We start from the raw sequence: 19,054 nt of genomic DNA, 5'->3' as shown, positions 1-19,054 counted from the left end.
CATCGAGCTTTAATTAGTGTGATTCGTGTCCATCCATTAGTGTAGATTCAAAATGACATTGGTGTTATATATTCCATGAACAATACTGGTGCTTTTTAGTTGCACTTTACAGTAGTCAATCCAAAATACATTACCATGGCAAGCACAACAAGTTCATTTGAAAAGACATTCACCATAGGTGGCGACATTACCATTAATCGTTTAGGTTACGGCGCAATGCGTATTACCGGCAGCGGTATCTGGGGCCCGCCAAAAGACAAAGAAGAAAGCATCCGTGTATTAAAACGCGCTGTTGAGCTGGGCGTTAACTTTATTGATACGGCTGATAGTTATGGGCCAAATGTATCGGAAGAATTAATTGCCAAAGCCCTGCATCCATACCCTACCGACCTTCTGATCGGTACCAAAGGTGGCTTGTTACGTACCGGCCCCAACGAATGGCCTGTGGACGCCTCGCCGGAGCATTTGAACGAGGCTCTTGAGGGCAGTTTGAAACGCCTCCAGGTTGATCGTATAGATCTATATCAGCTACATCGCATCGATCCTAAAGTTCCTGCCGAAAAATCATTTGAGTTTTTGCAAAAAGCACAGCAGGAGGGCAAGATCAGGCATATAGGCTTATCTGAAGTGAGCGTTGAGGATATCAAACTTGCCCAGCAATACTTTGAAGTAGTATCAGTGCAAAACATGTACAGTGTTGACAACCGCAAATGGGAGGCCGAACTGGAATACACCCGCGATCATAACATCGCCTTCATTCCATGGTTTCCGCTTGGCGGCGGTAATGTACAGGGCGAAGACATGTTGGGCCGTATTGCTGCGAAACACGATGCTACCATTCACCAGGTGGCGTTAAGCTGGTTATTGCATCATTCGCCAAACATTCTGCTTATCCCCGGCACATCAAGTGTTAAACATTTGGAGGAAAATATGAGAACCGCCGATATTCAGCTGTCAGATGATGATATAGATGTATTGAACAGCCTGTCTGAAGCATAAATAGAACATTTGAAGAGCTAAAATTAAAAGGATGTCATTAATTTGGCATCCTTTTAATTTTGAATCAAATTGAAAAGGATGAACACCGGCTGCTATTATGAAACATTGTTCCTAAATGAAAAGTAAAGAAGAAATACTAAACAACTATAACACTACAGGCAAGGATGGTCTGCCGGAAATATCAGCCGAAGACCTGCTCAACGCCATGGAAGCCTACAAACAACAATGGGCCGAGGCAGCTTTTAACGCAGCAAGGAAACAACGTAACAAAGCTTACGAGTTTGAAACTTTTAATGATTTTATGGCGAGTACCCAAGCTAAAGAACAGGCACAGGATGACTTCGGTGCTATGATAGCCGCGGTAGCTGATAATGTAGTCGCCAATTTTTTGCCGGAAGACAGTTCGGTAAACCAGTTTGATTTTAATTTTACGATGCAGGGCAAGGGTTATACTGCTTTTTATGCCAAAGATGCTCAGGGATACTGGCAAATGAGCAGATGGTCGGAACAGTAGGCAGGGGCAGTGTTGAGTTAGCAGTTTGCAGTGAAAATCTGTTTGACATTCTGTGAATCGCTGTCCGAAGTCCCTGGCTTCGAACAGCGGAGTTTTTTGTCACTGCAAACTGCACACTAATGACTGCAAACCGCATTAAACGTCGGCCACTTTAAAGGGCTTTACATCAACGATTTCCCATACCTTTTGAGTAACATACGGATCATTTTGTTTCCAGGCTTCCATCTCTTCGTCGGTTTCAAACTGTACTATCATGGTTGAGCCAATCATCTTGCCTTCTTCGTTCAGCATAGCTCCTCCTAACACAAAATTACCATTGGCTTTTAAAGCCCTGGCACCATCAAGATGGTGAGGGCGGGCGCCTAAACGACGTTCAAATGCCTCGGCATCGGTATAATCATAGGCAGTAACGAGGTATTGTTTCATGGGTATCTATTTTAATTGGTATTTAAATAACAGGTCTGCAGCTTTTGCGTCTGCATGTTTTATCAGGTTCGAATATCTGCAAAACTATCGCATTAAAATAAATTAAAAATTAAATTAAATTTATAACTGTAAAGTTGACAATTTTTACAATATTTGTTTTCCGAAAAACCAACCTAAGTAATGAAGAATAATTTGCACCAGGAATTTATTAAGATCTTTAACAAAGAAGCAGACAACGCGTACTTTTCGCCCGGTCGTGTAAACCTTATTGGCGAACATATTGATTATAACGGTGGTTTGGTTATGCCATGCGCCATTACTTTTGGTACTTATTTACTAACCTCCCCTAATGAGGATGGCATTTTCCGCTTCAGGAGTTTAAATTTTAGTGAGCAAAAAGATATCCCGCTGCAAATCAGTTATGAAAAAAACGGCGAAAACTGGTTTAACTTTCCTATCGGTGTTATTGACCGCTTTGTAAAGGATGGTCACCCGTTAAAAGGCCTGGATATGCTATTTTATGGCGATATCCCAATTGGCTCGGGTTTGTCATCATCAGCTTCTATCGAGGTGGTTACCTCCTATACACTTAACGACCTGTTTAACAGCGGCTATAGCAAGCTCGACCTGGTTAAACTGTCAAAAGATGTAGAAAACAACTTTATAGGTGTTAACTGCGGTATCATGGATCAGTTTGCGGTTGCCTTTGGCGAAAAGAACAAAGCCCTGATGCTTAACTGCGATACCCTGGATTACCAGGCGGTTGACAGCAATCTTGGCGATTATGTACTTGCCATTATCAACACAAATAAACCCCGCAAACTGGCCGAATCAAAATATAACGAACGCGTAGAGGAGTGCCAGGCAGCTCTAATGGCCTTGCAACAGCAACTGGACATTAAATATCTTTGCGAGATCAATAGCACTACTTTTGAACAATACAAACACCTGATAACCGATCCGATTGTGCTGAAACGCGCAAAACACGTAATTGAAGAAAATGACCGTGTAAAACTGGCCGCAACGGCCCTTGCAGATAACAACCTGACCGAGTTTGGCAGGCTGATGTACGCCTCACATGATTCCCTGCGCGATTTATATGAAGTAAGCGGTGTTGAACTGGACGCTGTTGCCGAATACAGCAAAACCAACCCTGATGTTGCCGGTGCCCGTATGACGGGTGCAGGTTTTGGCGGTTGTGCTATAGCATTGGTAAAAGGTGATGCTTTCGACAAATTCAGCAAGGAAGTAACCGAATATTACACGCAAAAAATTGGCTATGCACCTTCAGTTTATAGCTCGCTTATTGGCGATGGTGTAGGCGAACTCGCTTCAGTAACTAACTAACCGGTTTTTTGTATTTTTGCACTTGGTTCATAGTTGATAGTTCATGGTTCATAGCCTGTTATTAAACAAATATTGGCTATGAACTACGGTCTATGAACCATGAACTAAAGAGTATGCGCAAATTAAAATTGGATGAGCTGAACCGGGCTACGGTTGATGAATTTAAAGCACAGGATAAATTACCGGTAGCTGTAGTGCTGGATAACGTGCGCAGTATGCACAATATCGGCTCTATTTTCCGCACCTCCGATGGTTTTGCAGTTGAACAGATCTGCCTTTGCGGCATCACCGCCCAGCCACCTCATCGCGAAATTGAAAAAACTGCCCTTGGCGCAACCCAGTCTGTTCACTGGACCTATTACGAAACCCCCTTACAAGCAGTTGAGCAATTGAGAAAAGATGGTTACGAGATCATAGCCATTGAGCAAGCCGAAAACAGCACCATGCTGCACGAGTTTAAACCTACCGAAGATGGCAAATACGCCTTGATTTTCGGGAACGAAGTAAACGGCGTAAGCGATGAGGTGATGCAGGTTATTGATGCCTGTATCGAAATCCCCCAGTTTGGCACTAAGCATTCGTTCAATGTCGTAGTATCGGCAGGGATAGTGCTTTGGGATTTTTTTGCTAAGATGGCGATATAAAATAACGATTCATTCTATATCAGCGGAGGCCTGTCATTTTGAGCCTGTCGAAGGGTATCGCGTAAATGCCTTGCCTACCATGCTTCAAGGGCCTACCCATGACAACTTTAAAAAATGGTGTCATCCCGAACTTGTTTCGGGAGCCCACAGGACAGGTCGCATGAAGTATACTTAGCAAGTGAGGTGCTGAAACAAGTTCAGCATGACGGATGATGGAGACGTCATTTCACCTTCAAAGGCCCGAATTTTTATACTCAGCATGACACCCGTTTTTAACTTGTCACGGGTGGGCATGAAGCAATGACGACCTAATGTACTATTTTCTCAACACATAAAACGACATTTCCTTCCTCGTTACAAAACCAATTTTTTCATATACCTTGATAGCCCTTTCATTTTCACTTTTCACATGTAGAAATGGAATTTCAGAAGCAGCTTTAATGCGTTTAGCCTGATTTAATAACAGTTTTCCTGCAAAACCACGCCCCAAATAATCGGGGTGTGTACAAACAGCGCTAATCTCTGCATAAGGTGCAGGGTTTAAACGCTGGCCTGCCATAGCAACCAGTTTATCGCCATCAAAAATGCCCTGATAATGACCAAATTCAATGGTTCGCTCTATAAAAGGGCCTGGATTGGTTAGTTGAGTAAGCTCAAGCATTTGCGGTACATGTTGCTCTGCAAGCGGCGACAGATCGTCATCAGCAAAACCAGCAGGTACCTCTCCCTCAAAAACCATCTGCAGGCATTTCAGATAGTGTACTATGTTCCATTGCTCCGGGATCACAATATCGTGCGGGGCAATAAAGATAAAATGGCTCTCAAAAGGAATTATATCGTAAAGCAGGTTAAAATTTTCAGCAGATATTTCAGGAATAGCAACAAAAGGCGAAACCTCCTTCGGGAAATATTTAGCTATATCATTACCGCCCGCAAAAGCTTTATTACCGGTGCTAAGGGCGTTCCAGGCCGGGTTATCAAGTACATGTTCCATCAAGGCAAAGCTATTAAAAATACCATGCAGCAGGGTTTGGGCTTGTCATTCAATTTTAATTTATTGCTTACATTAGCTTTATCCATTATCAAACTGTTTACAATGAATGCCCTTGCTAAAAAACTGCTGATCAAACCAAATTCACGCTGGCTATTGCAAAATGCCCCTGCCGGTTACCAGGATAACCTGTTACCCTTGCCGGATAATGCCATGCTTACTTTTAGCACCGAAGGCCAGTTTAATGGCATTCAGCTATTTGTAACCAATAGCGACGAGCTGAAATCAGAGCTTAAGGTGATTACTCCCCTCCTCAAGGCCGATACTGTTTTCTGGATCATCTACCCTAAGAAAAGTTCAGGTATCCAAACCGATCTGGAAATGATGAGCAGTTGGGATGCCCCGGCCCAATATGGCCTGCGCCCGGTAGCATCAGCTGCTGTTAATGAGGTATGGACTGCATTACGCTTTCGGCCGGTTGAAGCTGTAAAAGTTTCTGAAGGACGAAATGAGGCTGTACGAAATAATGAATACAGCGATTATATTGATGTAGATAATAGGATAATTACCCTGCCCGATTATGTAAAGGAAACACTGGAGCAATATCCGGGTGTGATTGATTACTTCCAGTCGCTGGCTTACAGCCATAAAAAGGAGTATGTACTTTGGATCCTCACAGCCAAACAGGAAAAAACCCGCCGGGACCGCTTAACTAAAATGGTGGAAATGCTGCAGAATAAAAAGAAAAATCCTTCGGATAAATAAAAGTACAGAGAATTATGGGTTACGGATTCTATGATATTACGCTTTACCATCACTCTGAAAACAGTGATAACAAAGATTTAGCTATTCGAAACAATTTGATCTCCGACTTATACATTGATTTCCTTAACGGTTACAAACCGGCAGGCACTACAAGAATTTCTGTTGACATTGGAAATGAAGATTATATAAGAGGATATTTTGGAAGTATACTAAACGTTGAAACTGTTTTTAACGAAAAGGAATACTGGCTAAGCTCACCCGAAAATCGGAATAAAATCATCCTGGACACCATACACAGGATAGCTATTTTCTGTGCAGAAGAATACGGATGGGATAATGCTGTCTTCGACAACGCTTATAACAAAGTCATTGAATGCGGGTTTGTCTATAAAAAGGAATTCAAGAGAAAACCTTCTAAAGATAGAAAACACCAAGCCTCATTACTACTGGAAAAAAATGGTGCCTCCGCTACGATTTCAGTAAACTTTTACGATTCCCAGGGCGAACTCCTGAAATCAATCCAATTACTTAAATCTTTTCATCACGCTATGTATTATAAAAAAGCTTTGACGAATAATAAGTGGTTTAGCAATGTCGATTTTGGAATACATCTTAAAAATCAGGAAATAATTATTACAGCATCGCTTGAAAAACCGGGCTCAGAAGCCATAATAAGACCGATCAAAAATACGCGTGAAGAATTGGAAGGATATTTAAGACTAATTACTTACCGCGAATTTACAGACAGATTGGATTTTGTTAATTGGGCAAACCATTAACCATTTTTCCTTAAGGCTAAATTTCAAAAGCATAAAAACAAAAGCGCCCTGCATTTTCAACAAATACAGGGCATTTTTTATGTTTAGTTTTATTTACCAGCCGGAGCCTTTTTTAGCATTACCATTCTTGATATGCTCTTCGGCAGTTGCTTTGCCCATGATGGCAGCCATTTTGTTACCTTCACTGTCAGTTCCTGTTGCAATGTATCTGCCCGATTTTACGTCGATAACGGGATTGATCATTGGTACATTTTTAGTTTTTGTTTTCACTGAATAAGCGGTGATGCCACTTCCTTTTTCTGTTGCCATGATAAGTTTCTTTTGTTTTTTAATGTTAACCCCATTTAAACTGAATTGTTTTCAGCACAGGTATAATTGGTTTCTATGCGTAAACATGCATCATTTTTTTTTAATTAAAAATAGCTGGGATAAATAATTTGTTAACAGATTTAAGTTTGTGTTAATAACGAATAAACCATCGTATCCTCAAAACGACCATTATACAAATGATCTTCCTTAAAATAAGCCTCCTGCACAAAATTGTTTTTGAGCAATAATTTAATTGAAGCGAAATTCCCCGGACTTACGTAAGCTCCTATAGAATGCAGTTTCATCACATTAAAACCATAGTCAATAGCGGCTGTTATTGCCTCCTGCATAAGTCCCCGCCCTTGAAATACCGGGTTTAAAAGATACCCGATCTCGGCACGGTGACTGTCTTTCTCTATCCGCCAAAAACCTATGCTCCCAATATATTTATTATTGTTTTTCAGGCAGATACACCAGGTAATCCCATCGTTTTTGCCAAGCAGTTCTTCTATCACATCTATCAGTGCAACGGCGTCATCAATGGTTTTATTTATTGGTCGGTGAATGTACTGCATCACGGTTTCGTTCGATCGCATTTCAAACAAATCGGCGGCGTCATTATAGGTAAAACGCCTTAATATGAGGCGTTCAGTTATCAAAACAGGGAACGGATTAAAGTTAGGGTTAAGCATGAATAAATAATGTTGATAACCGGCTACAACAGCGTCTTTCTAAATAAAACTGTCCGCCTCGCGATACGCTTTAATTAACGCAAGCTCACCTTCTTTTCCTGTTCCGGCAGTACCATGCTCCATGCCCATTACGCCTTTATAGCCTTTGTTATAAATGTGTTTGAATATGTTTTTATAATTAACCTCGCCGGTTCCGGGTTCTTTACGGCCGGGGTTATCCCCTATCTGGTAATAGCCTATTTCATCGTAAACCAAATCAAGTGTCGGGATAATATTGCCCTGGTTGCGCTGAACGTGATACATATCATACAGGATCTTGCATGAGGGACTTCCCACAGCCTTACAAATGGCATACGCCTGGTCGGGCGTACGCAGGAACAGATCCGGATTATCGCTTAGCGGCTCTAAAACCATAATAATGCCGTGCGGCTCCAGTATGGAAGTCCCCTTTTTAATAGCATCAATAACGTTACCTGTTTGCACACCTATAGGGAGTTTCCGTGCAAAATCGCCGGGGACTACGGTAACCAGCTTACTGCCAATCCGTTTAGCCACCTCAACCGCCTCCTTACAGGAGGCAATAAACTTTTCAACCTGGTCGGCATTACCGGTTGCCAACATATTGCTGTCATTACCCAAGCCGGGCTGCACAAAAACGCCCATCGCCATACCCAGCTTCGCCAGCGTATCACCTATCTTTTTTTGCTGCTCAACCGGCCGGCCGCTCATGCCGTTATCTTCAATGGCACGGAAACCTTTATCATAAGCAAATTTTATCTGGTCGATAAAATCATCCCCTGCATGGTTTTTAAACATGCCGTCGTGAATGCCATAGTTAAGGTTAAAAGGCTTATCGCCAGCCACAGCGGCTGCTTCTCCTGCAGGTTTAGCGCAGCCGGTAAGTGTAGACGCTTTTAAAACACCTGTGGTAAATAGTGAAGCCCCGGCCAGTACTGAGCTTTGAACAAAGTTTCTGCGTTTCATGAGGTTGTAATTGGTTTTGCGGGCTAAATATAACACCTACGCCCCATTTTAAAACATGGACAACACTGTTTTATCGGGATTTTTTAATGATTCACGTTGGCCCGGCAGCAGAGTGCGGTTGAAAATTCGGCTATTTTTGTTATCTTTGTGTATAAACGGCAAAATATTAAAGCTATTCCAGCTCACAGCGCCCAGCTATTTTGATGCTGATCTGTTTTATTCCCCGCTGATACCGTTGCTGCCCGGGACTTAACTTAAAGATCATTTTTACGCTCACCAAAACAGGGAATTATTACCTGGCCCGGCCTTTTTATTGCTACACGGAATAGCAATTGTTTAACTTAATTGATTCTTAATTATGGCTAAATCGCAGGCAACATTTATGAAAAAACAACTGAAAAAAAATCGCCAGAAAAAAAAGGAAGATAAAGAACAACGCAAACAGGAACGCAAACAAAACGCAGGCGGCAGCGATCTGGAAAGCATGCTGGCCTATGTAAATGAATTTGGCGAAATTGTATCAACCCCGCCCGAAAAAAAACAGGTATAACCGGGTACGAATGACGTTAATCAGTACATTGTAATTATTTCGTGGCTGTAGCAATTAGTGATTGAACCTTTTACTATTTTAATTGTCATAACAAAAAATCAACCACAGTTATGAAATTTCAATTAGGCTTTGTTTCCCTTATCGCAATGACGGTTGCCTCTTGCTCGGGCAATCATTCAACAAATGATACTGATACGGTAATTAAAAAGGAAGACACCGCCATGGCTAATGCACCCGACGCGCCGGCTGTAAATATGGAGTATTGCTTTTATACTACCGAAGGCACCGCCAGCCAGGATACTACCAAAGTTAACCTGCATATTAACGGCAATAAAGTTACGGGCGATATGGACTGGCTGCCCAAAGAAAAAGATGCCCGCAAAGGCAGCCTGACAGGCAATTTGAACGGCAATGTTATTAAAGCATTATGGACTTACGGGCAGGAAGGTCGCGCGGATACGCTGAGCGTCGAATTTCAGCTAAGGGGCAATCAGCTTGCCCAAAAGCCTTACAGGTATGATGCAAAAACCGGCAAGCAACAAACCAACAGCACAGCCGATTATACAGTAATTTACAGCATGAAAAATTGCCGTTAATTAAAACGCAATTTATAAATTAGCTAAAAATAAAAGGTCAAAAAATGGAAAAGCGCGAAACCAGTATACTATATCTTGTTTTAGGTTTATATAGTTTAATGATAAGCTGGTATTACAATCACAGTGTTATTTTACTTATCATCCATTACATATTTTGGCCTGTTTACCTGATATATGAGCTGTTGATAGGCCACCTTGCCCACGGCATGTGGAAAACCATCCCGCTTTCATACTTTAAATAAAGTAAAGCTGTACCTATTTATATAAAGTCTGTTAATTATACTAATCATCAGACTTTTAGCTTTAAGCTTTAGGCATTCTGCTTTCAGCTTTTATATTAAGTATAAAAACAGAAACCACCCTGAAATCATACCAGGGTGGTTTCTGTTTTTATTAAACCTTTTCAACTACAACAGCGGTACCGTAAGCAAGCACTTCTGTAACGCCCTGCATTACTTCATTGGCATCATAACGCATGTTAATGATGGCATTGGCACCAATAGCCTGCGCGTGCTGAATTAAAAGCTGGTAAGCCTCTTCGCGCGCGTTTTCGCACAGCTCAACATAAATTGAAAGCCTGCCGCCAAACAGCGATTGAAAACCGCCGGCAATATTGCCCAAGGCGCTCCGGCTTCGCACCGTAATGCCACGTACAACGCCTAAATGCCTGGTAACCCTGTAGCCATCTAAGGCTGTGCTGGTAGTAATAAGTGATGTATCCATTTTTAGTTTAAGTTTGTTAGCCAGCAATTTAACCGGCCATGTTTTTATTTAGATGCAGTATACTTAACGATATTACGTAATTGAGTGTTTTTATTTTTTGAGATTAGTCGATAGCCGTGTCTGGTTCATGGTTAACCTGTATTTTGCATTAGGGATCGCAGCGGATACCGGCTATGTGGCTAAGGCCGGTGCAGTATGAGCGTAGAGCCCGGGCCGAAGGCAATGCCATAATTCTTTATAGCATTTAACAGCATAACCTTTAATACTATTGTTAAATTTAAAAACAACCAACCTCTTATCTCCAACCACTAATCTCTATAATGGGCGTTGCCTGCGGCCGGGCTATTCGCTCATACGCCTGCAGGCATTACGCTCTGGGCCGGTATCCGCTACTATCCCTAACGCTTTTTCTGAACCAGGATTTATCAGATTAATGGATTACCCGGATTTCTTTCCTTATCACCCCAATTCTTTCAAGGATTATCGCGCTACCAACCATGATCTATAAACCATCAACCATGAACTAAAAAAACGTACCTTTGCCGAAAATTTAAAATCGATGTCTGATAAAGTTAAAGCTGTTTTTTTAGATCGTGATGGTGTGTTAAACCAGGAAATGGGCGATTACGTTCGCCGTTTTGAGGACTTCCATGTACTCGATAACTTCGATGCCCTTAAAACTCTGCAAGACCGTGGCTATATGCTGTTGATCGCTACGAACCAGGGCGGCCTGGCCAAAGGCTGGTACACCGAAGAGGAACTGGCAAAAATGCACAATCACCTGAAACAGGTTTATCACGAACACGGCGTTGAACTTACCGACTTTTTTTACTGCCCACATCACCCCAACTTTACCGGCGACTGTGATTGCCGCAAGCCAAAACCGGGTTTGTTGCTTCAGGGCATAGCCAAATACAATATCGACCCATCCAAATCATATTTCATCGGCGATCGTGAACGCGACGTTGAAGCAGGAACTGCGGCAGGTGTAAAAGGTATTTTGATAGACAGCGACCAGCCGATCAGTACGGTACTGGATCTGATAGCTTAAAAAGCCCCCCTAAACAGCGTAGCCCTCATGAGCACTAAAAACAAATTAATTGCGAATAATCTCCCCCGGAAGGGGAGACTTGAGTTTTAAGCCCTCCCTTCCGGGGAGGGTTTGGGTGGGGCTATTTTACTTTCCCTAAAACATTTTCTTCTTTACTGCTTTTTACCAATATTCATATTATTCCATGCAAAAAAGCCGCTACTTAAAAAATCTTGATGCTGTAATAGCCGCCCTTATCGGCTGGTTTATATTAAGCTTGTTTTTCAGGTATAGCGGTGTAGGAGTTTCGCCGGATAGTATCATGTATACCAGCGCGGCCAGGAGCTTTAAAGATCACGGCACCCTGCTAACATTCAACCATGTACCTATTGTTGATTTTCCGGTTTTTTACCCCATCTATCTTGGTATAATTTCAGTTATCACCCAGGTAGATCCGGTTAAGTTTGGCGCGGTAATGAACGGGATCATGTTCGCTACCCTCATCTTTACCAGTGGCTGGATCATGGAGCATTTTGTACCGCCATCAAAGATTTATAAATGGCTTATGCTGGCGGCTATTATCCTGAGCCCGCCATTACTCCAGGTGTACTCCTATTTATGGTCTGAAACCTTGTTTATTCTTGAGATCCTGTTTTTTTTGATTGCTTTCCGCGAATACCTCCTAAAACATACCCTTAAAGCGCTTATAGTAGCAGCCGTTATTGCTGCCATAAGCTGTATTACACGCTACGCGGCTGTTACCATTGTGGGTACAGGCGGCTTACTTTTATTATTGGACAGGGTGTTGCCGCTTAAAAAGAAGGTAGTTCATATCATTGTTTACGGGTTGATCTGCATCTCGCTACTGGTAAGCAACCTCGTGTTCAATGCATTTGTGACAGGTACAACAACCGGTCCGCGGGAGCCATCTATCACTCCGTTTAGCAAAAACCTGTATTACTTCGGCACCGTAATGTGCGACTGGATGGGCCTTACACCAAATCAATACTGGGCTGCCACACCTTTAGCCATCATCATTTTCCTGGGCTTTATTGCTGCCCTGGCATTCAACTATTATCGCCGCAAGCTGGATAGCTTTGAAAACCTGGCCATTACTTTCGCATTGGTTTACGGGGCATTTATTGTGCTTTCATCTACTTTTTCAAGGTATGAACGGATCAATCACCGCCTGTTATCGCCATTGTACATTTCAGCTTTATGGGGATATACCAGTTGGGCCCTGCTGCTGCTTAAAAAATTAAACAATACTACAACCCGGCGCATTGTCGGCACAGTAACGTTGGTGCTGATGCTGGGTTTCATAACCAGCGAATTTTTGATAGATAAAGCCCGTTACAACGACCAGGTAGCCGACGAATACGGTAACCCAGGCTATACCGACGAAAGCTGGATAGATTCGGAATTTGCAGCCTACTTAAGGGGTACAGACCACAGTTTGTTTAAACCCGGCGTCAAAATCTATACCGACGCGCATGAAGCCGTTTACTTTTTCTCGGGCATGTCATCATACCTGGTACCGCACCGTTTCTTCACTAAGGATATCGATAAGTTTTATAAGGTGAAACATTATTATCTTATCTGGTTTAATGTATTGGAGAACCCGGAATTAATCAATCTAAAGGATATCCAAAAGGTTAAGGACCTCAAAAAGATCAAGGATTTTGGCGAAGAAGGGGCGATTTATGAGTATGAAGAATAGTCAGAATCAGAATTTTCAGAATTAGAGAATGAGCAAAAATAAGCCATATTCCAATTCCATAATTTCAAACACTATTCAAATCCAAATTCTGTAAATTCTAAAATCCTGTAAATTCTGATTCAGACAACTTCCCTCGCCATTGTTGATTTTGTCGCCAACGGCAGGAAATATTTGAGGGAGAGTGTGTAACCCCTACCACAAATCAACACACTGAATATCAATTATATATATTAAAATATCTAAATTTCTGTTAACCCTGTTAACCCCCTGTCATCGCAGTCTGCGGTCGGTGTTGTCGCTTACAACGGAAGGTCTGAATCAAAATTTATAGAAATTTAAAATGAATAGAATAACAGTAGTCAAAGTTCTCAAGCCATCCATTCTGTAAATTCTAAAATTCTGCAAATTCTGATTCAGACAATTTCACATTAAATTTTGATTTAAAAAACATCTGTCTATATTTGCACCGCTAATCTATAGTTTTACTATATAAAAAATGAACGGTATCGCACTACATCATCTTCATCTGCATCACCACCATGTGGTGATCAGCTAATATGTATGTTTCTACGCGAAATAACAACCTCCGTTTATATTCTTTTTTATCATAGTCTCTTAAATTCAATCTTTTGAAAACACTTAAAATAGCTATCCAAAAATCGGGTAGACTCAACGAAAAATCTGTTGAATTACTAAAAAATTGCGGCTTAAACTTTGAGAATTACAAAAGTTCGCTTATCTCTCCGGTATCCAATTTCCCTTTAGAAATCCTTTTCCTTCGCGATGACGATATTCCTGAATATGTTCAGGATGGCATTGCCGATTTAGGTATCGTTGGTGAAAACGTGATCCAGGAAACCGAAGTTGAAGTAAGCTACCTGCAGCGCCTTGGCTTTGGTAAATGCTCGCTCAAAATAGCAGTACCAAACAACAGCGATATCAATTCGCTGGCCGACTTACACGGAAAGGCCATTGCTACCACCTACCCTGCCATTTTAGGCAAATTTTTAAAAAGCCAAAACATTACTTCGGACATCCGCACCATTTCGGGTTCGGTTGAAATTTCACCGGGCTTAGGCCTTAGCGATGCCATTTGCGATTTGGTATCAACCGGCGGCACACTAAAAAGCAACGGACTAAAACCATTTGCCGATGTAATGTCGTCAGAAGCGGTACTGATAGGTAGCAAAGATATTGCCGAAAGCGACCTGGTACAGGAACTGATACAACGCGTTCAATCTGTTTTACGCGCTAAAGAGACTAAATACGTGGTACTTAACGTTGAAAAACAGAATCTTGATGCTGTTATTGCTTTACTGCCGGGCGTAAAAAGTCCATCAGTAGTACCATTGGCCGAAGAAGGCTGGGTGGCAGTACACACCGTGATCCCCGAGCGAGATTTTTGGGACCGCATAAGCCAGCTTAAACAAGCCGGTGCACAAGGCATTGTGGTAATGCCTATTGAGAAGATCATTTTGTAAGCCCCCCGGCCCCCTGAAGGGGGAGCGAGTGTGGTTATATAATAAATTGAATAGTTTACTTTAGGACATAACGCCCCTTTAGGGGGTTTGGGGGTATGAAGACATACAATTATTCAGAACTTTCATCCAACGATATCCAGAAGCTGGTTCAGCGTAATGTTGACCCGGCCAACGAGATCAGGACTATTGTTGAAGATGTGATTGCCAACGTGCAACAGCATGGTGACAGCGCCCTGCTTGATTATGCATTGAAGTTCGACAAGGTAGAACTGAACAAACTTTATCTTGATAAAGGCGAACTGGAAGAAATTGCCAAAGCAATATCTGCCGACCAAAAGGCGGCATTGGAAACGGCTTACAGTAATATCTATAAATTTCACCAAACGCAGCTAAAGACCGAGGACAAGGTTGAAACCATGCCCGGCGTAACTTGCTGGCGCGAATTACGGCCTATTGAAAAAGTTGGTTTGTATATCCCCGGTGGCTCTGCTGTATTGCCAAGTACGTTTTTGATGTTGGGGATTCCGGCGCGTATTGCAGGTTGCCATGAAATTGTGGTTTGTTCGCCCCCGCAAAAAAACGGTAAGGTGAATGCCTTTATAGCTTATGTGGCGCTGATGCTGGGGATTGATAAGATCTATCTTGCAGGCGGTTCGCAGGCCGTGGCGGCCATGGCATATGGAACAAAAACCGTTGCAAAAGTTGATAAGATCTTTGGGCCGGGTAACCAGTTTGTAACCAAGGCTAAAACCATTATCCAGTCAACCACCACAACGGCAATTGATATGCCTGCAGGGCCATCAGAAGTATTGGTTATTGCTGATGAAACCGCCGTTCCGGCTTACATTGCAGCCGATCTGCTGGCCCAGGCCGAGCATGGTATCGATAGCCAGGCGGTATTGGTTTGTACCTCTGCCGATATTGCTCAAAAAGCCATTGCCGAAGTTGAAAAGCAACTACCCGTTTTGCCGCGTGCCGAGATAGCCAAACTGGCTATCGATAACTCATACGTGGTAATCGCCGGCAGCCTGAGCGAAGCCATGGGCTTCAGCAACCAGTATGCGCCCGAACACCTTATACTTGCTACCAACAGCTGGGAACAAATCACCGGCAGTATCATCAACGCGGGTTCGGTATTTTTAGGAAACCTGACGCCCGAAAGCGCAGGTGATTACGCATCGGGCACCAACCACACCCTGCCAACCAGCAGTTATGCGAGAGCTTATTCGGGTGTATCAGTTGATTCTTTTGTGAAAAAGATCACGTTTCAGCATATCACCCGCGAAGGCATCCAAAACATCGGCCCAACAGTTGAAGTTTTGGCTGAGCTGGAAGGTTTGCATGCACACAGGAATGCGGTGAGTGTGAGGATCCCCCAAACCTTAAAGGGGAGTTACGTCCGACTGTAAAGAATGATAACAAGCCGATCGGGTAGGCATTGTGAGGTAACCATCTCTAAATTTTGCTTAAGGGGGATGAATAGTTCATATTTTAAAGATTATAACAATGAGTGAAGAAATAAAACAACAATATTATAGCGGCCCCGACGGTAACTCCCCCTTTAGGGGGTTAGGGGGGCTCCTCAGAGAAAATATTAAACGTCTTGTACCCTATTCATCGGCACGTGACGAATACCAGGGCGAGGCAAGCGTTTTCCTTGATGCCAATGAAAACGCCTTTGGCTCTCCTTTAGATCAGCAGTTTAACCGCTACCCTGATCCTTTACAATACGATCTTAAAAAACGCATCACCGAAATTAAAGGTGTACCGCCGCGCAATATTTTTGTAGGCAACGGCAGTGATGAAGCTATCGATATCCTTTTTCGTAGTTTTTGTAACCCCGGGATTGACAATGTGATCCTGGTGCCGCCTACTTATGGCATGTACGAGGTATCAGCGAACATCAACGATATCGAAGCCCGTAAAGTAAACCTCACCGAAGATTACCAGCTTAATTTAGAAGGCATTGCCGAAGCTATCGATAAAAACACCAAATTGATCTTTATCTGCTCGCCAAACAACCCTACCGGTAATTCCATCAACCGGGATGATATTCAAACCTTGCTGGCCAACTTTAAAGGCATTGTAGTGGTTGATGAGGCCTATATTAACTTCAGCAGGCAAAAATCTTTTATACAGGAATTGACCGAGTGCGCTAACCTTGTAGTAATGCAAACACTGTCTAAAGCATGGGGCTTAGCTGGCTTACGTGTAGGTATGGCTTTTGCCAGCGAGGAGATCATTGAGGTGATGAACAAGGTAAAACCGCCTTATAATGTTAACGAGTCCTCACAGCAATTGGCATTAGCCGCTTTAGCCAATGTTGGTCAGGTTAATGAATGGATTAAAGAAATACTTGCCCAACGCGACAGGCTGGTGTTAAAGCTGAAAGACTTTGATTTTGTCGTAGATATTTATCCTTCAGATGCCAACTTCATCCTTGTAAAAACCACTAATGCTAACGGCATTTACGATTACCTGGTAAAACAGGGCATTATAGTGCGCAACCGTTCAAAAGTTGAGCTTTGCGAGGGCTGTCTGCGCATCACTGTAGGCACACCAGATGAGAACACTATTTTACTCGAAGCGCTTCAAAACTTTAAATAAAAAAATCACTAACTCAATAATTCGCTAATTCACTAATTATAAAGAATGAGTTTACAGAAAATATTATTTGTCGACCGCGATGGTACCCTGATCAAGGAGCCTGCTGATGAGCAAATTGATTCATTTGCCAAGTTGGAGTTTTATCCCGGCGCGTTAACCTATCTGCCCAAAATAGCCAAAGAGCTTGATTTTGAACTGGTAATGGTTACCAACCAGGACGGTTTAGGAACTTCTGTTTACCCTGAAGATACATTTTGGCCTGTCCACAATTTCATCCTGCAAACATTTGAAGGCGAAGGCGTAAAATTTGCCAATCAGATCATCGACCGCACTTTCGCCCGCGACAATGCTCCCACCCGTAAGCCGGGCACTGCACTGTTAACGCAATACTTAGATGCGGATAAATACGACCTGAAAAATTCGTTTACCATCGGAGATCGTAAAAACGATGTATTATTGGCAAAAAACCTGGGTGCAAAAGCTATCTGGCTTAACAACAACAGCAACCTGGGTGGAAGCGAATTTAGCGAAGCAGATCATATTGATGACGTTATCGCCCTTGAAACTACCGACTGGCAAAAGATTTATGAGTTTCTGAAACTTGGTCAGCGGGTATTTGAACACCGCCGCGCCACTAAGGAAACTGATATCTATATCAAAATAAACCTTGATGGTAAGGGCGACGCCAAAGTATCAACCGGGTTGCATTTTTTTGACCACATGCTGGATCAGATTGCCCGTCATGGTAGTATTGACCTGGAAATTACAGCTAAAGGCGATTTGCATATTGATGAGCATCACACCATTGAAGATACCGGTATTGCCTTAGGCGAAGTATTTGCAGCTGCATTAGGCAACAAAATGGGCATTGAGCGTTATGGCTTTTGCCTGCCGATGGACGATTGCCTGGCCCAGGCTGCTATCGATTTCGGAGGTCGTAACTGGATAGTTTGGGATGCCGATTTTAAACGCGAAAAAGTAGGCGATGTACCAACAGAAATGTTCTACCACTTTTTCAAATCGTTCAGTGACGCCTCAAAAAGCAATCTGAACATAAAAGCCGAAGGCCAGAACGAACATCACAAAATTGAAGCTATATTTAAAGCCTTTGCCAAAGCAATAAAAGTGGCCGTAAAACGTGATGTAGATAAGATGGTTTTACCAAGCACTAAAGGGCTTTTGTAAACGCCCCCCGGCCCCCTAAAGGGGGAGTAAAAAGCACAAAATGGATACACCAGATCAAGATATACAAAAAGTAGACAAAGAAAGCCTCGCAGAGGCACCCCCTTCAGGGGGCGGGGGGGGTATCGGCATCATCCTATACGGAGCCGGAAACATATTTTCCCTTACTGCCGCTTTAGAGCGCTTAGGTATCCCTTATGGCTTTATAAACAACGAAGAGGATTTTGATAAGTACGACCGTTATATCATCCCTGGCGTCGGGCATGCGGGTGCTGCCATGAGTAAGCTGAAAGCTACCGGGCTTGTACCTTCCATTAAGGCGTTAAAAAAACCTACGCTGGGTATCTGTGTAGGTATGCAATTACTTACCTCTTACTCGGAAGAAGGTGATTCTAACCTGTTGGATATCATCCCGGTTAAAACTTTAAGGTTTAAAGATAGCGCCGATCATAAAGTGCCGCACACGGGCTGGAACAGGGTTTACCCTGAAAAGGACAACCCGCTATTTGAAAATATACCGTCAGGTTCACATTTTTACTTTGTACATTCATACTTTATTGAGTATGATAAAGCATACACTTTATTAGCCTCCGATTACGGAAATCAATTTTCGGCATCAATTTGGCTTGATAATTTTTACGGCGTACAATTTCACCCCGAAAAGTCGGGCGTGTTTGGCGAAACATTGTTAACTAATTTCTCAAAAATATAAAGG

At 42.7% G+C, this 19,054-nt stretch carries 22 protein-coding genes; 16 read left to right on the top strand and 6 right to left on the bottom strand.

The features are described 5' to 3' along the window. Positions 1 to 135: 135 nt before the first annotated feature. A complete protein-coding gene (locus tag MusilaSJ_RS26885; protein WP_274987824.1) occupies positions 136 to 999 on the top strand; it encodes an aldo/keto reductase in 864 nt (287 codons plus the stop codon). Between the two features lie 115 nt (positions 1,000 to 1,114). Then, positions 1,115 to 1,513, top strand: a complete 399-nt coding sequence (locus MusilaSJ_RS26880) for a hypothetical protein (RefSeq protein WP_274987823.1) — start codon at positions 1,115 to 1,117, stop codon at positions 1,511 to 1,513. Positions 1,514 to 1,648: 135 nt separating this feature from the next. Here MusilaSJ_RS26880 and MusilaSJ_RS26875 read toward each other — a convergent pair whose 3' ends face one another. Continuing rightward, positions 1,649 to 1,939, bottom strand: a complete 291-nt coding sequence (locus tag MusilaSJ_RS26875; protein WP_274987822.1) for a YciI family protein — start codon at positions 1,937 to 1,939, stop codon at positions 1,649 to 1,651. A 180-nt stretch (positions 1,940 to 2,119) separates the two neighbouring features. On the opposite strand from MusilaSJ_RS26875, the gene MusilaSJ_RS26870 reads away from it, so the two are divergent. Together MusilaSJ_RS26870 and MusilaSJ_RS26865 are read left to right on the top strand one after the other, a co-directional pair. Continuing rightward, complete coding sequence (locus MusilaSJ_RS26870; protein ID WP_274987821.1) at positions 2,120 to 3,286, top strand: galactokinase; 1,167 nt, start codon at positions 2,120 to 2,122, stop codon at positions 3,284 to 3,286. A 113-nt stretch (positions 3,287 to 3,399) separates the two neighbouring features. Next, positions 3,400 to 3,930 (top strand): RNA methyltransferase, encoded by a 531-nt coding sequence (locus tag MusilaSJ_RS26865; RefSeq protein WP_274987820.1) that lies wholly within the window; start codon positions 3,400 to 3,402, stop codon positions 3,928 to 3,930. A gap of 316 nt (positions 3,931 to 4,246) precedes the next feature. Here the strand turns inward: MusilaSJ_RS26865 and MusilaSJ_RS26860 are convergent, their stop codons facing one another. Further along, positions 4,247 to 4,924 (bottom strand): GNAT family N-acetyltransferase, encoded by a 678-nt coding sequence (locus MusilaSJ_RS26860; protein ID WP_274987819.1) that lies wholly within the window; start codon positions 4,922 to 4,924, stop codon positions 4,247 to 4,249. On the opposite strand from MusilaSJ_RS26860, the gene MusilaSJ_RS26855 reads away from it, so the two are divergent. Further along, complete coding sequence (locus MusilaSJ_RS26855; protein ID WP_274987818.1) at positions 4,916 to 5,686, top strand: YdeI/OmpD-associated family protein; 771 nt, start codon at positions 4,916 to 4,918, stop codon at positions 5,684 to 5,686. The two genes, MusilaSJ_RS26860 and MusilaSJ_RS26855, sit on opposite strands and share 9 nt — an antisense overlap. 14 nt (positions 5,687 to 5,700) lie before the next feature. Then, entirely contained in the window at positions 5,701 to 6,465 is a 765-nt protein-coding gene (locus MusilaSJ_RS26850; RefSeq protein WP_274987817.1) for a hypothetical protein, read from the top strand. 93 nt (positions 6,466 to 6,558) lie between these two features. Here MusilaSJ_RS26850 and MusilaSJ_RS26845 read toward each other — a convergent pair whose 3' ends face one another. The 3 genes from MusilaSJ_RS26845 to MusilaSJ_RS26835 all read right to left on the bottom strand — a co-directional run bounded on the left by MusilaSJ_RS26845 (position 6,559) and on the right by MusilaSJ_RS26835 (position 8,450). After that, positions 6,559 to 6,774, bottom strand: a complete 216-nt coding sequence (locus tag MusilaSJ_RS26845) for a hypothetical protein (protein ID WP_090526601.1) — start codon at positions 6,772 to 6,774, stop codon at positions 6,559 to 6,561. A 140-nt stretch (positions 6,775 to 6,914) separates the two neighbouring features. Next, entirely contained in the window at positions 6,915 to 7,466 is a 552-nt protein-coding gene (locus MusilaSJ_RS26840) for a GNAT family N-acetyltransferase (protein ID WP_274987816.1), read from the bottom strand. 39 nt (positions 7,467 to 7,505) lie between these two features. Further along, positions 7,506 to 8,450: a hydroxypyruvate isomerase family protein gene (locus tag MusilaSJ_RS26835; protein ID WP_274987815.1), complete on the bottom strand. Its 945-nt coding sequence runs from the start codon at positions 8,448 to 8,450 to the stop codon at positions 7,506 to 7,508. A 382-nt stretch (positions 8,451 to 8,832) separates the two neighbouring features. Between MusilaSJ_RS26835 and MusilaSJ_RS26830 the strand changes: the two genes are divergently transcribed. The 3 genes from MusilaSJ_RS26830 to MusilaSJ_RS26820 all read left to right on the top strand — a co-directional run bounded on the left by MusilaSJ_RS26830 (position 8,833) and on the right by MusilaSJ_RS26820 (position 9,838). Beyond that, the gene (locus MusilaSJ_RS26830) at positions 8,833 to 9,000 is read left to right on the top strand and encodes a hypothetical protein (RefSeq protein WP_274987814.1); all 168 of its coding nucleotides are present in this window, start codon (positions 8,833 to 8,835) and stop codon (positions 8,998 to 9,000) included. A 110-nt stretch (positions 9,001 to 9,110) separates the two neighbouring features. Next, a complete protein-coding gene (locus tag MusilaSJ_RS26825) occupies positions 9,111 to 9,596 on the top strand; it encodes a hypothetical protein (protein WP_274987813.1) in 486 nt (161 codons plus the stop codon). A 44-nt stretch (positions 9,597 to 9,640) separates the two neighbouring features. Next, positions 9,641 to 9,838, top strand: a complete 198-nt coding sequence (locus MusilaSJ_RS26820; RefSeq protein WP_090526592.1) for a hypothetical protein — start codon at positions 9,641 to 9,643, stop codon at positions 9,836 to 9,838. Between the two features lie 151 nt (positions 9,839 to 9,989). Here the strand turns inward: MusilaSJ_RS26820 and MusilaSJ_RS26815 are convergent, their stop codons facing one another. Beyond that, the gene (locus MusilaSJ_RS26815) at positions 9,990 to 10,319 is read right to left on the bottom strand and encodes a YbjQ family protein (protein ID WP_090526590.1); all 330 of its coding nucleotides are present in this window, start codon (positions 10,317 to 10,319) and stop codon (positions 9,990 to 9,992) included. A gap of 559 nt (positions 10,320 to 10,878) precedes the next feature. Here MusilaSJ_RS26815 and MusilaSJ_RS26810 point away from each other — a divergent pair. The 7 genes from MusilaSJ_RS26810 to hisH all read left to right on the top strand — a co-directional run bounded on the left by MusilaSJ_RS26810 (position 10,879) and on the right by hisH (position 19,051). Beyond that, positions 10,879 to 11,370, top strand: coding sequence for a D-glycero-alpha-D-manno-heptose-1,7-bisphosphate 7-phosphatase (locus MusilaSJ_RS26810; protein ID WP_274987812.1), 492 nt, complete (start codon positions 10,879 to 10,881; stop codon positions 11,368 to 11,370). Positions 11,371 to 11,554: 184 nt separating this feature from the next. Then, positions 11,555 to 13,069 (top strand): hypothetical protein, encoded by a 1,515-nt coding sequence (locus MusilaSJ_RS26805; RefSeq protein WP_274987811.1) that lies wholly within the window; start codon positions 11,555 to 11,557, stop codon positions 13,067 to 13,069. A 629-nt stretch (positions 13,070 to 13,698) separates the two neighbouring features. After that, positions 13,699 to 14,550: an ATP phosphoribosyltransferase gene (gene hisG, locus MusilaSJ_RS26800; RefSeq protein ID WP_274987810.1), complete on the top strand. Its 852-nt coding sequence runs from the start codon at positions 13,699 to 13,701 to the stop codon at positions 14,548 to 14,550. Positions 14,551 to 14,645: 95 nt separating this feature from the next. Then, complete coding sequence (hisD, locus tag MusilaSJ_RS26795; protein WP_274987809.1) at positions 14,646 to 15,959, top strand: histidinol dehydrogenase; 1,314 nt, start codon at positions 14,646 to 14,648, stop codon at positions 15,957 to 15,959. 97 nt (positions 15,960 to 16,056) lie between these two features. Further along, on the top strand, positions 16,057 to 17,157 hold the full coding sequence (hisC, locus tag MusilaSJ_RS26790) for a histidinol-phosphate transaminase (RefSeq protein WP_274987808.1): 1,101 nt from the start codon (positions 16,057 to 16,059) through the stop codon (positions 17,155 to 17,157). Between the two features lie 45 nt (positions 17,158 to 17,202). After that, on the top strand, positions 17,203 to 18,342 hold the full coding sequence (gene hisB, locus MusilaSJ_RS26785; RefSeq protein WP_274987807.1) for a bifunctional histidinol-phosphatase/imidazoleglycerol-phosphate dehydratase HisB: 1,140 nt from the start codon (positions 17,203 to 17,205) through the stop codon (positions 18,340 to 18,342). A gap of 40 nt (positions 18,343 to 18,382) precedes the next feature. Further along, positions 18,383 to 19,051 carry an imidazole glycerol phosphate synthase subunit HisH gene (gene hisH / locus MusilaSJ_RS26780; protein WP_274987806.1) on the top strand — a complete coding sequence of 223 codons (669 nt, stop codon included), beginning with the start codon at positions 18,383 to 18,385 and terminating at the stop codon, positions 19,049 to 19,051. Positions 19,052 to 19,054 lie beyond the last annotated feature (3 nt).

The sequence above is a fragment of the Mucilaginibacter sp. SJ genome, from assembly GCF_028993635.1.
Taxonomy (GTDB): domain Bacteria; phylum Bacteroidota; class Bacteroidia; order Sphingobacteriales; family Sphingobacteriaceae; genus Mucilaginibacter.
The sequence above is the reverse complement of the archived record's forward strand: the minus strand, read 5'-3'. Positions and strand labels throughout refer to the sequence as shown.

Excerpts from the sequence above, each read along its gene's own strand:
- MusilaSJ_RS26855 (WP_274987818.1), top strand. The coding sequence starts at position 4,916 with ATGTTCCATCAAGGCAAAGCTATTAAAAATACCATGCAGCAGGGTTTG.
- MusilaSJ_RS26865 (WP_274987820.1), top strand. The coding sequence starts at position 3,400 with ATGCGCAAATTAAAATTGGATGAGCTGAACCGGGCTACGGTTGATGAA.
- MusilaSJ_RS26810 (WP_274987812.1), top strand. The coding sequence starts at position 10,879 with ATGTCTGATAAAGTTAAAGCTGTTTTTTTAGATCGTGATGGTGTGTTA.
- MusilaSJ_RS26860 (WP_274987819.1), bottom strand. The coding sequence starts at position 4,924 with ATGGAACATGTACTTGATAACCCGGCCTGGAACGCCCTTAGCACCGGT.
- MusilaSJ_RS26815 (WP_090526590.1), bottom strand. The coding sequence starts at position 10,319 with ATGGATACATCACTTATTACTACCAGCACAGCCTTAGATGGCTACAGG.
- MusilaSJ_RS26825 (WP_274987813.1), top strand. The coding sequence starts at position 9,111 with ATGAAATTTCAATTAGGCTTTGTTTCCCTTATCGCAATGACGGTTGCC.
- MusilaSJ_RS26870 (WP_274987821.1), top strand. The coding sequence starts at position 2,120 with ATGAAGAATAATTTGCACCAGGAATTTATTAAGATCTTTAACAAAGAA.
- MusilaSJ_RS26845 (WP_090526601.1), bottom strand. The coding sequence starts at position 6,774 with ATGGCAACAGAAAAAGGAAGTGGCATCACCGCTTATTCAGTGAAAACA.
- MusilaSJ_RS26885 (WP_274987824.1), top strand. The coding sequence starts at position 136 with ATGGCAAGCACAACAAGTTCATTTGAAAAGACATTCACCATAGGTGGC.
- hisD (WP_274987809.1), top strand. The coding sequence starts at position 14,646 with ATGAAGACATACAATTATTCAGAACTTTCATCCAACGATATCCAGAAG.
- MusilaSJ_RS26820 (WP_090526592.1), top strand. The coding sequence starts at position 9,641 with ATGGAAAAGCGCGAAACCAGTATACTATATCTTGTTTTAGGTTTATAT.
- hisH (WP_274987806.1), top strand. The coding sequence starts at position 18,383 with ATGGATACACCAGATCAAGATATACAAAAAGTAGACAAAGAAAGCCTC.
- hisC (WP_274987808.1), top strand. The coding sequence starts at position 16,057 with ATGAGTGAAGAAATAAAACAACAATATTATAGCGGCCCCGACGGTAAC.
- MusilaSJ_RS26880 (WP_274987823.1), top strand. The coding sequence starts at position 1,115 with ATGAAAAGTAAAGAAGAAATACTAAACAACTATAACACTACAGGCAAG.
- MusilaSJ_RS26835 (WP_274987815.1), bottom strand. The coding sequence starts at position 8,450 with ATGAAACGCAGAAACTTTGTTCAAAGCTCAGTACTGGCCGGGGCTTCA.
- MusilaSJ_RS26875 (WP_274987822.1), bottom strand. The coding sequence starts at position 1,939 with ATGAAACAATACCTCGTTACTGCCTATGATTATACCGATGCCGAGGCA.
- hisB (WP_274987807.1), top strand. The coding sequence starts at position 17,203 with ATGAGTTTACAGAAAATATTATTTGTCGACCGCGATGGTACCCTGATC.
- MusilaSJ_RS26850 (WP_274987817.1), top strand. The coding sequence starts at position 5,701 with ATGGGTTACGGATTCTATGATATTACGCTTTACCATCACTCTGAAAAC.
- MusilaSJ_RS26830 (WP_274987814.1), top strand. The coding sequence starts at position 8,833 with ATGAAAAAACAACTGAAAAAAAATCGCCAGAAAAAAAAGGAAGATAAA.
- MusilaSJ_RS26805 (WP_274987811.1), top strand. The coding sequence starts at position 11,555 with ATGCAAAAAAGCCGCTACTTAAAAAATCTTGATGCTGTAATAGCCGCC.
- MusilaSJ_RS26840 (WP_274987816.1), bottom strand. The coding sequence starts at position 7,466 with ATGCTTAACCCTAACTTTAATCCGTTCCCTGTTTTGATAACTGAACGC.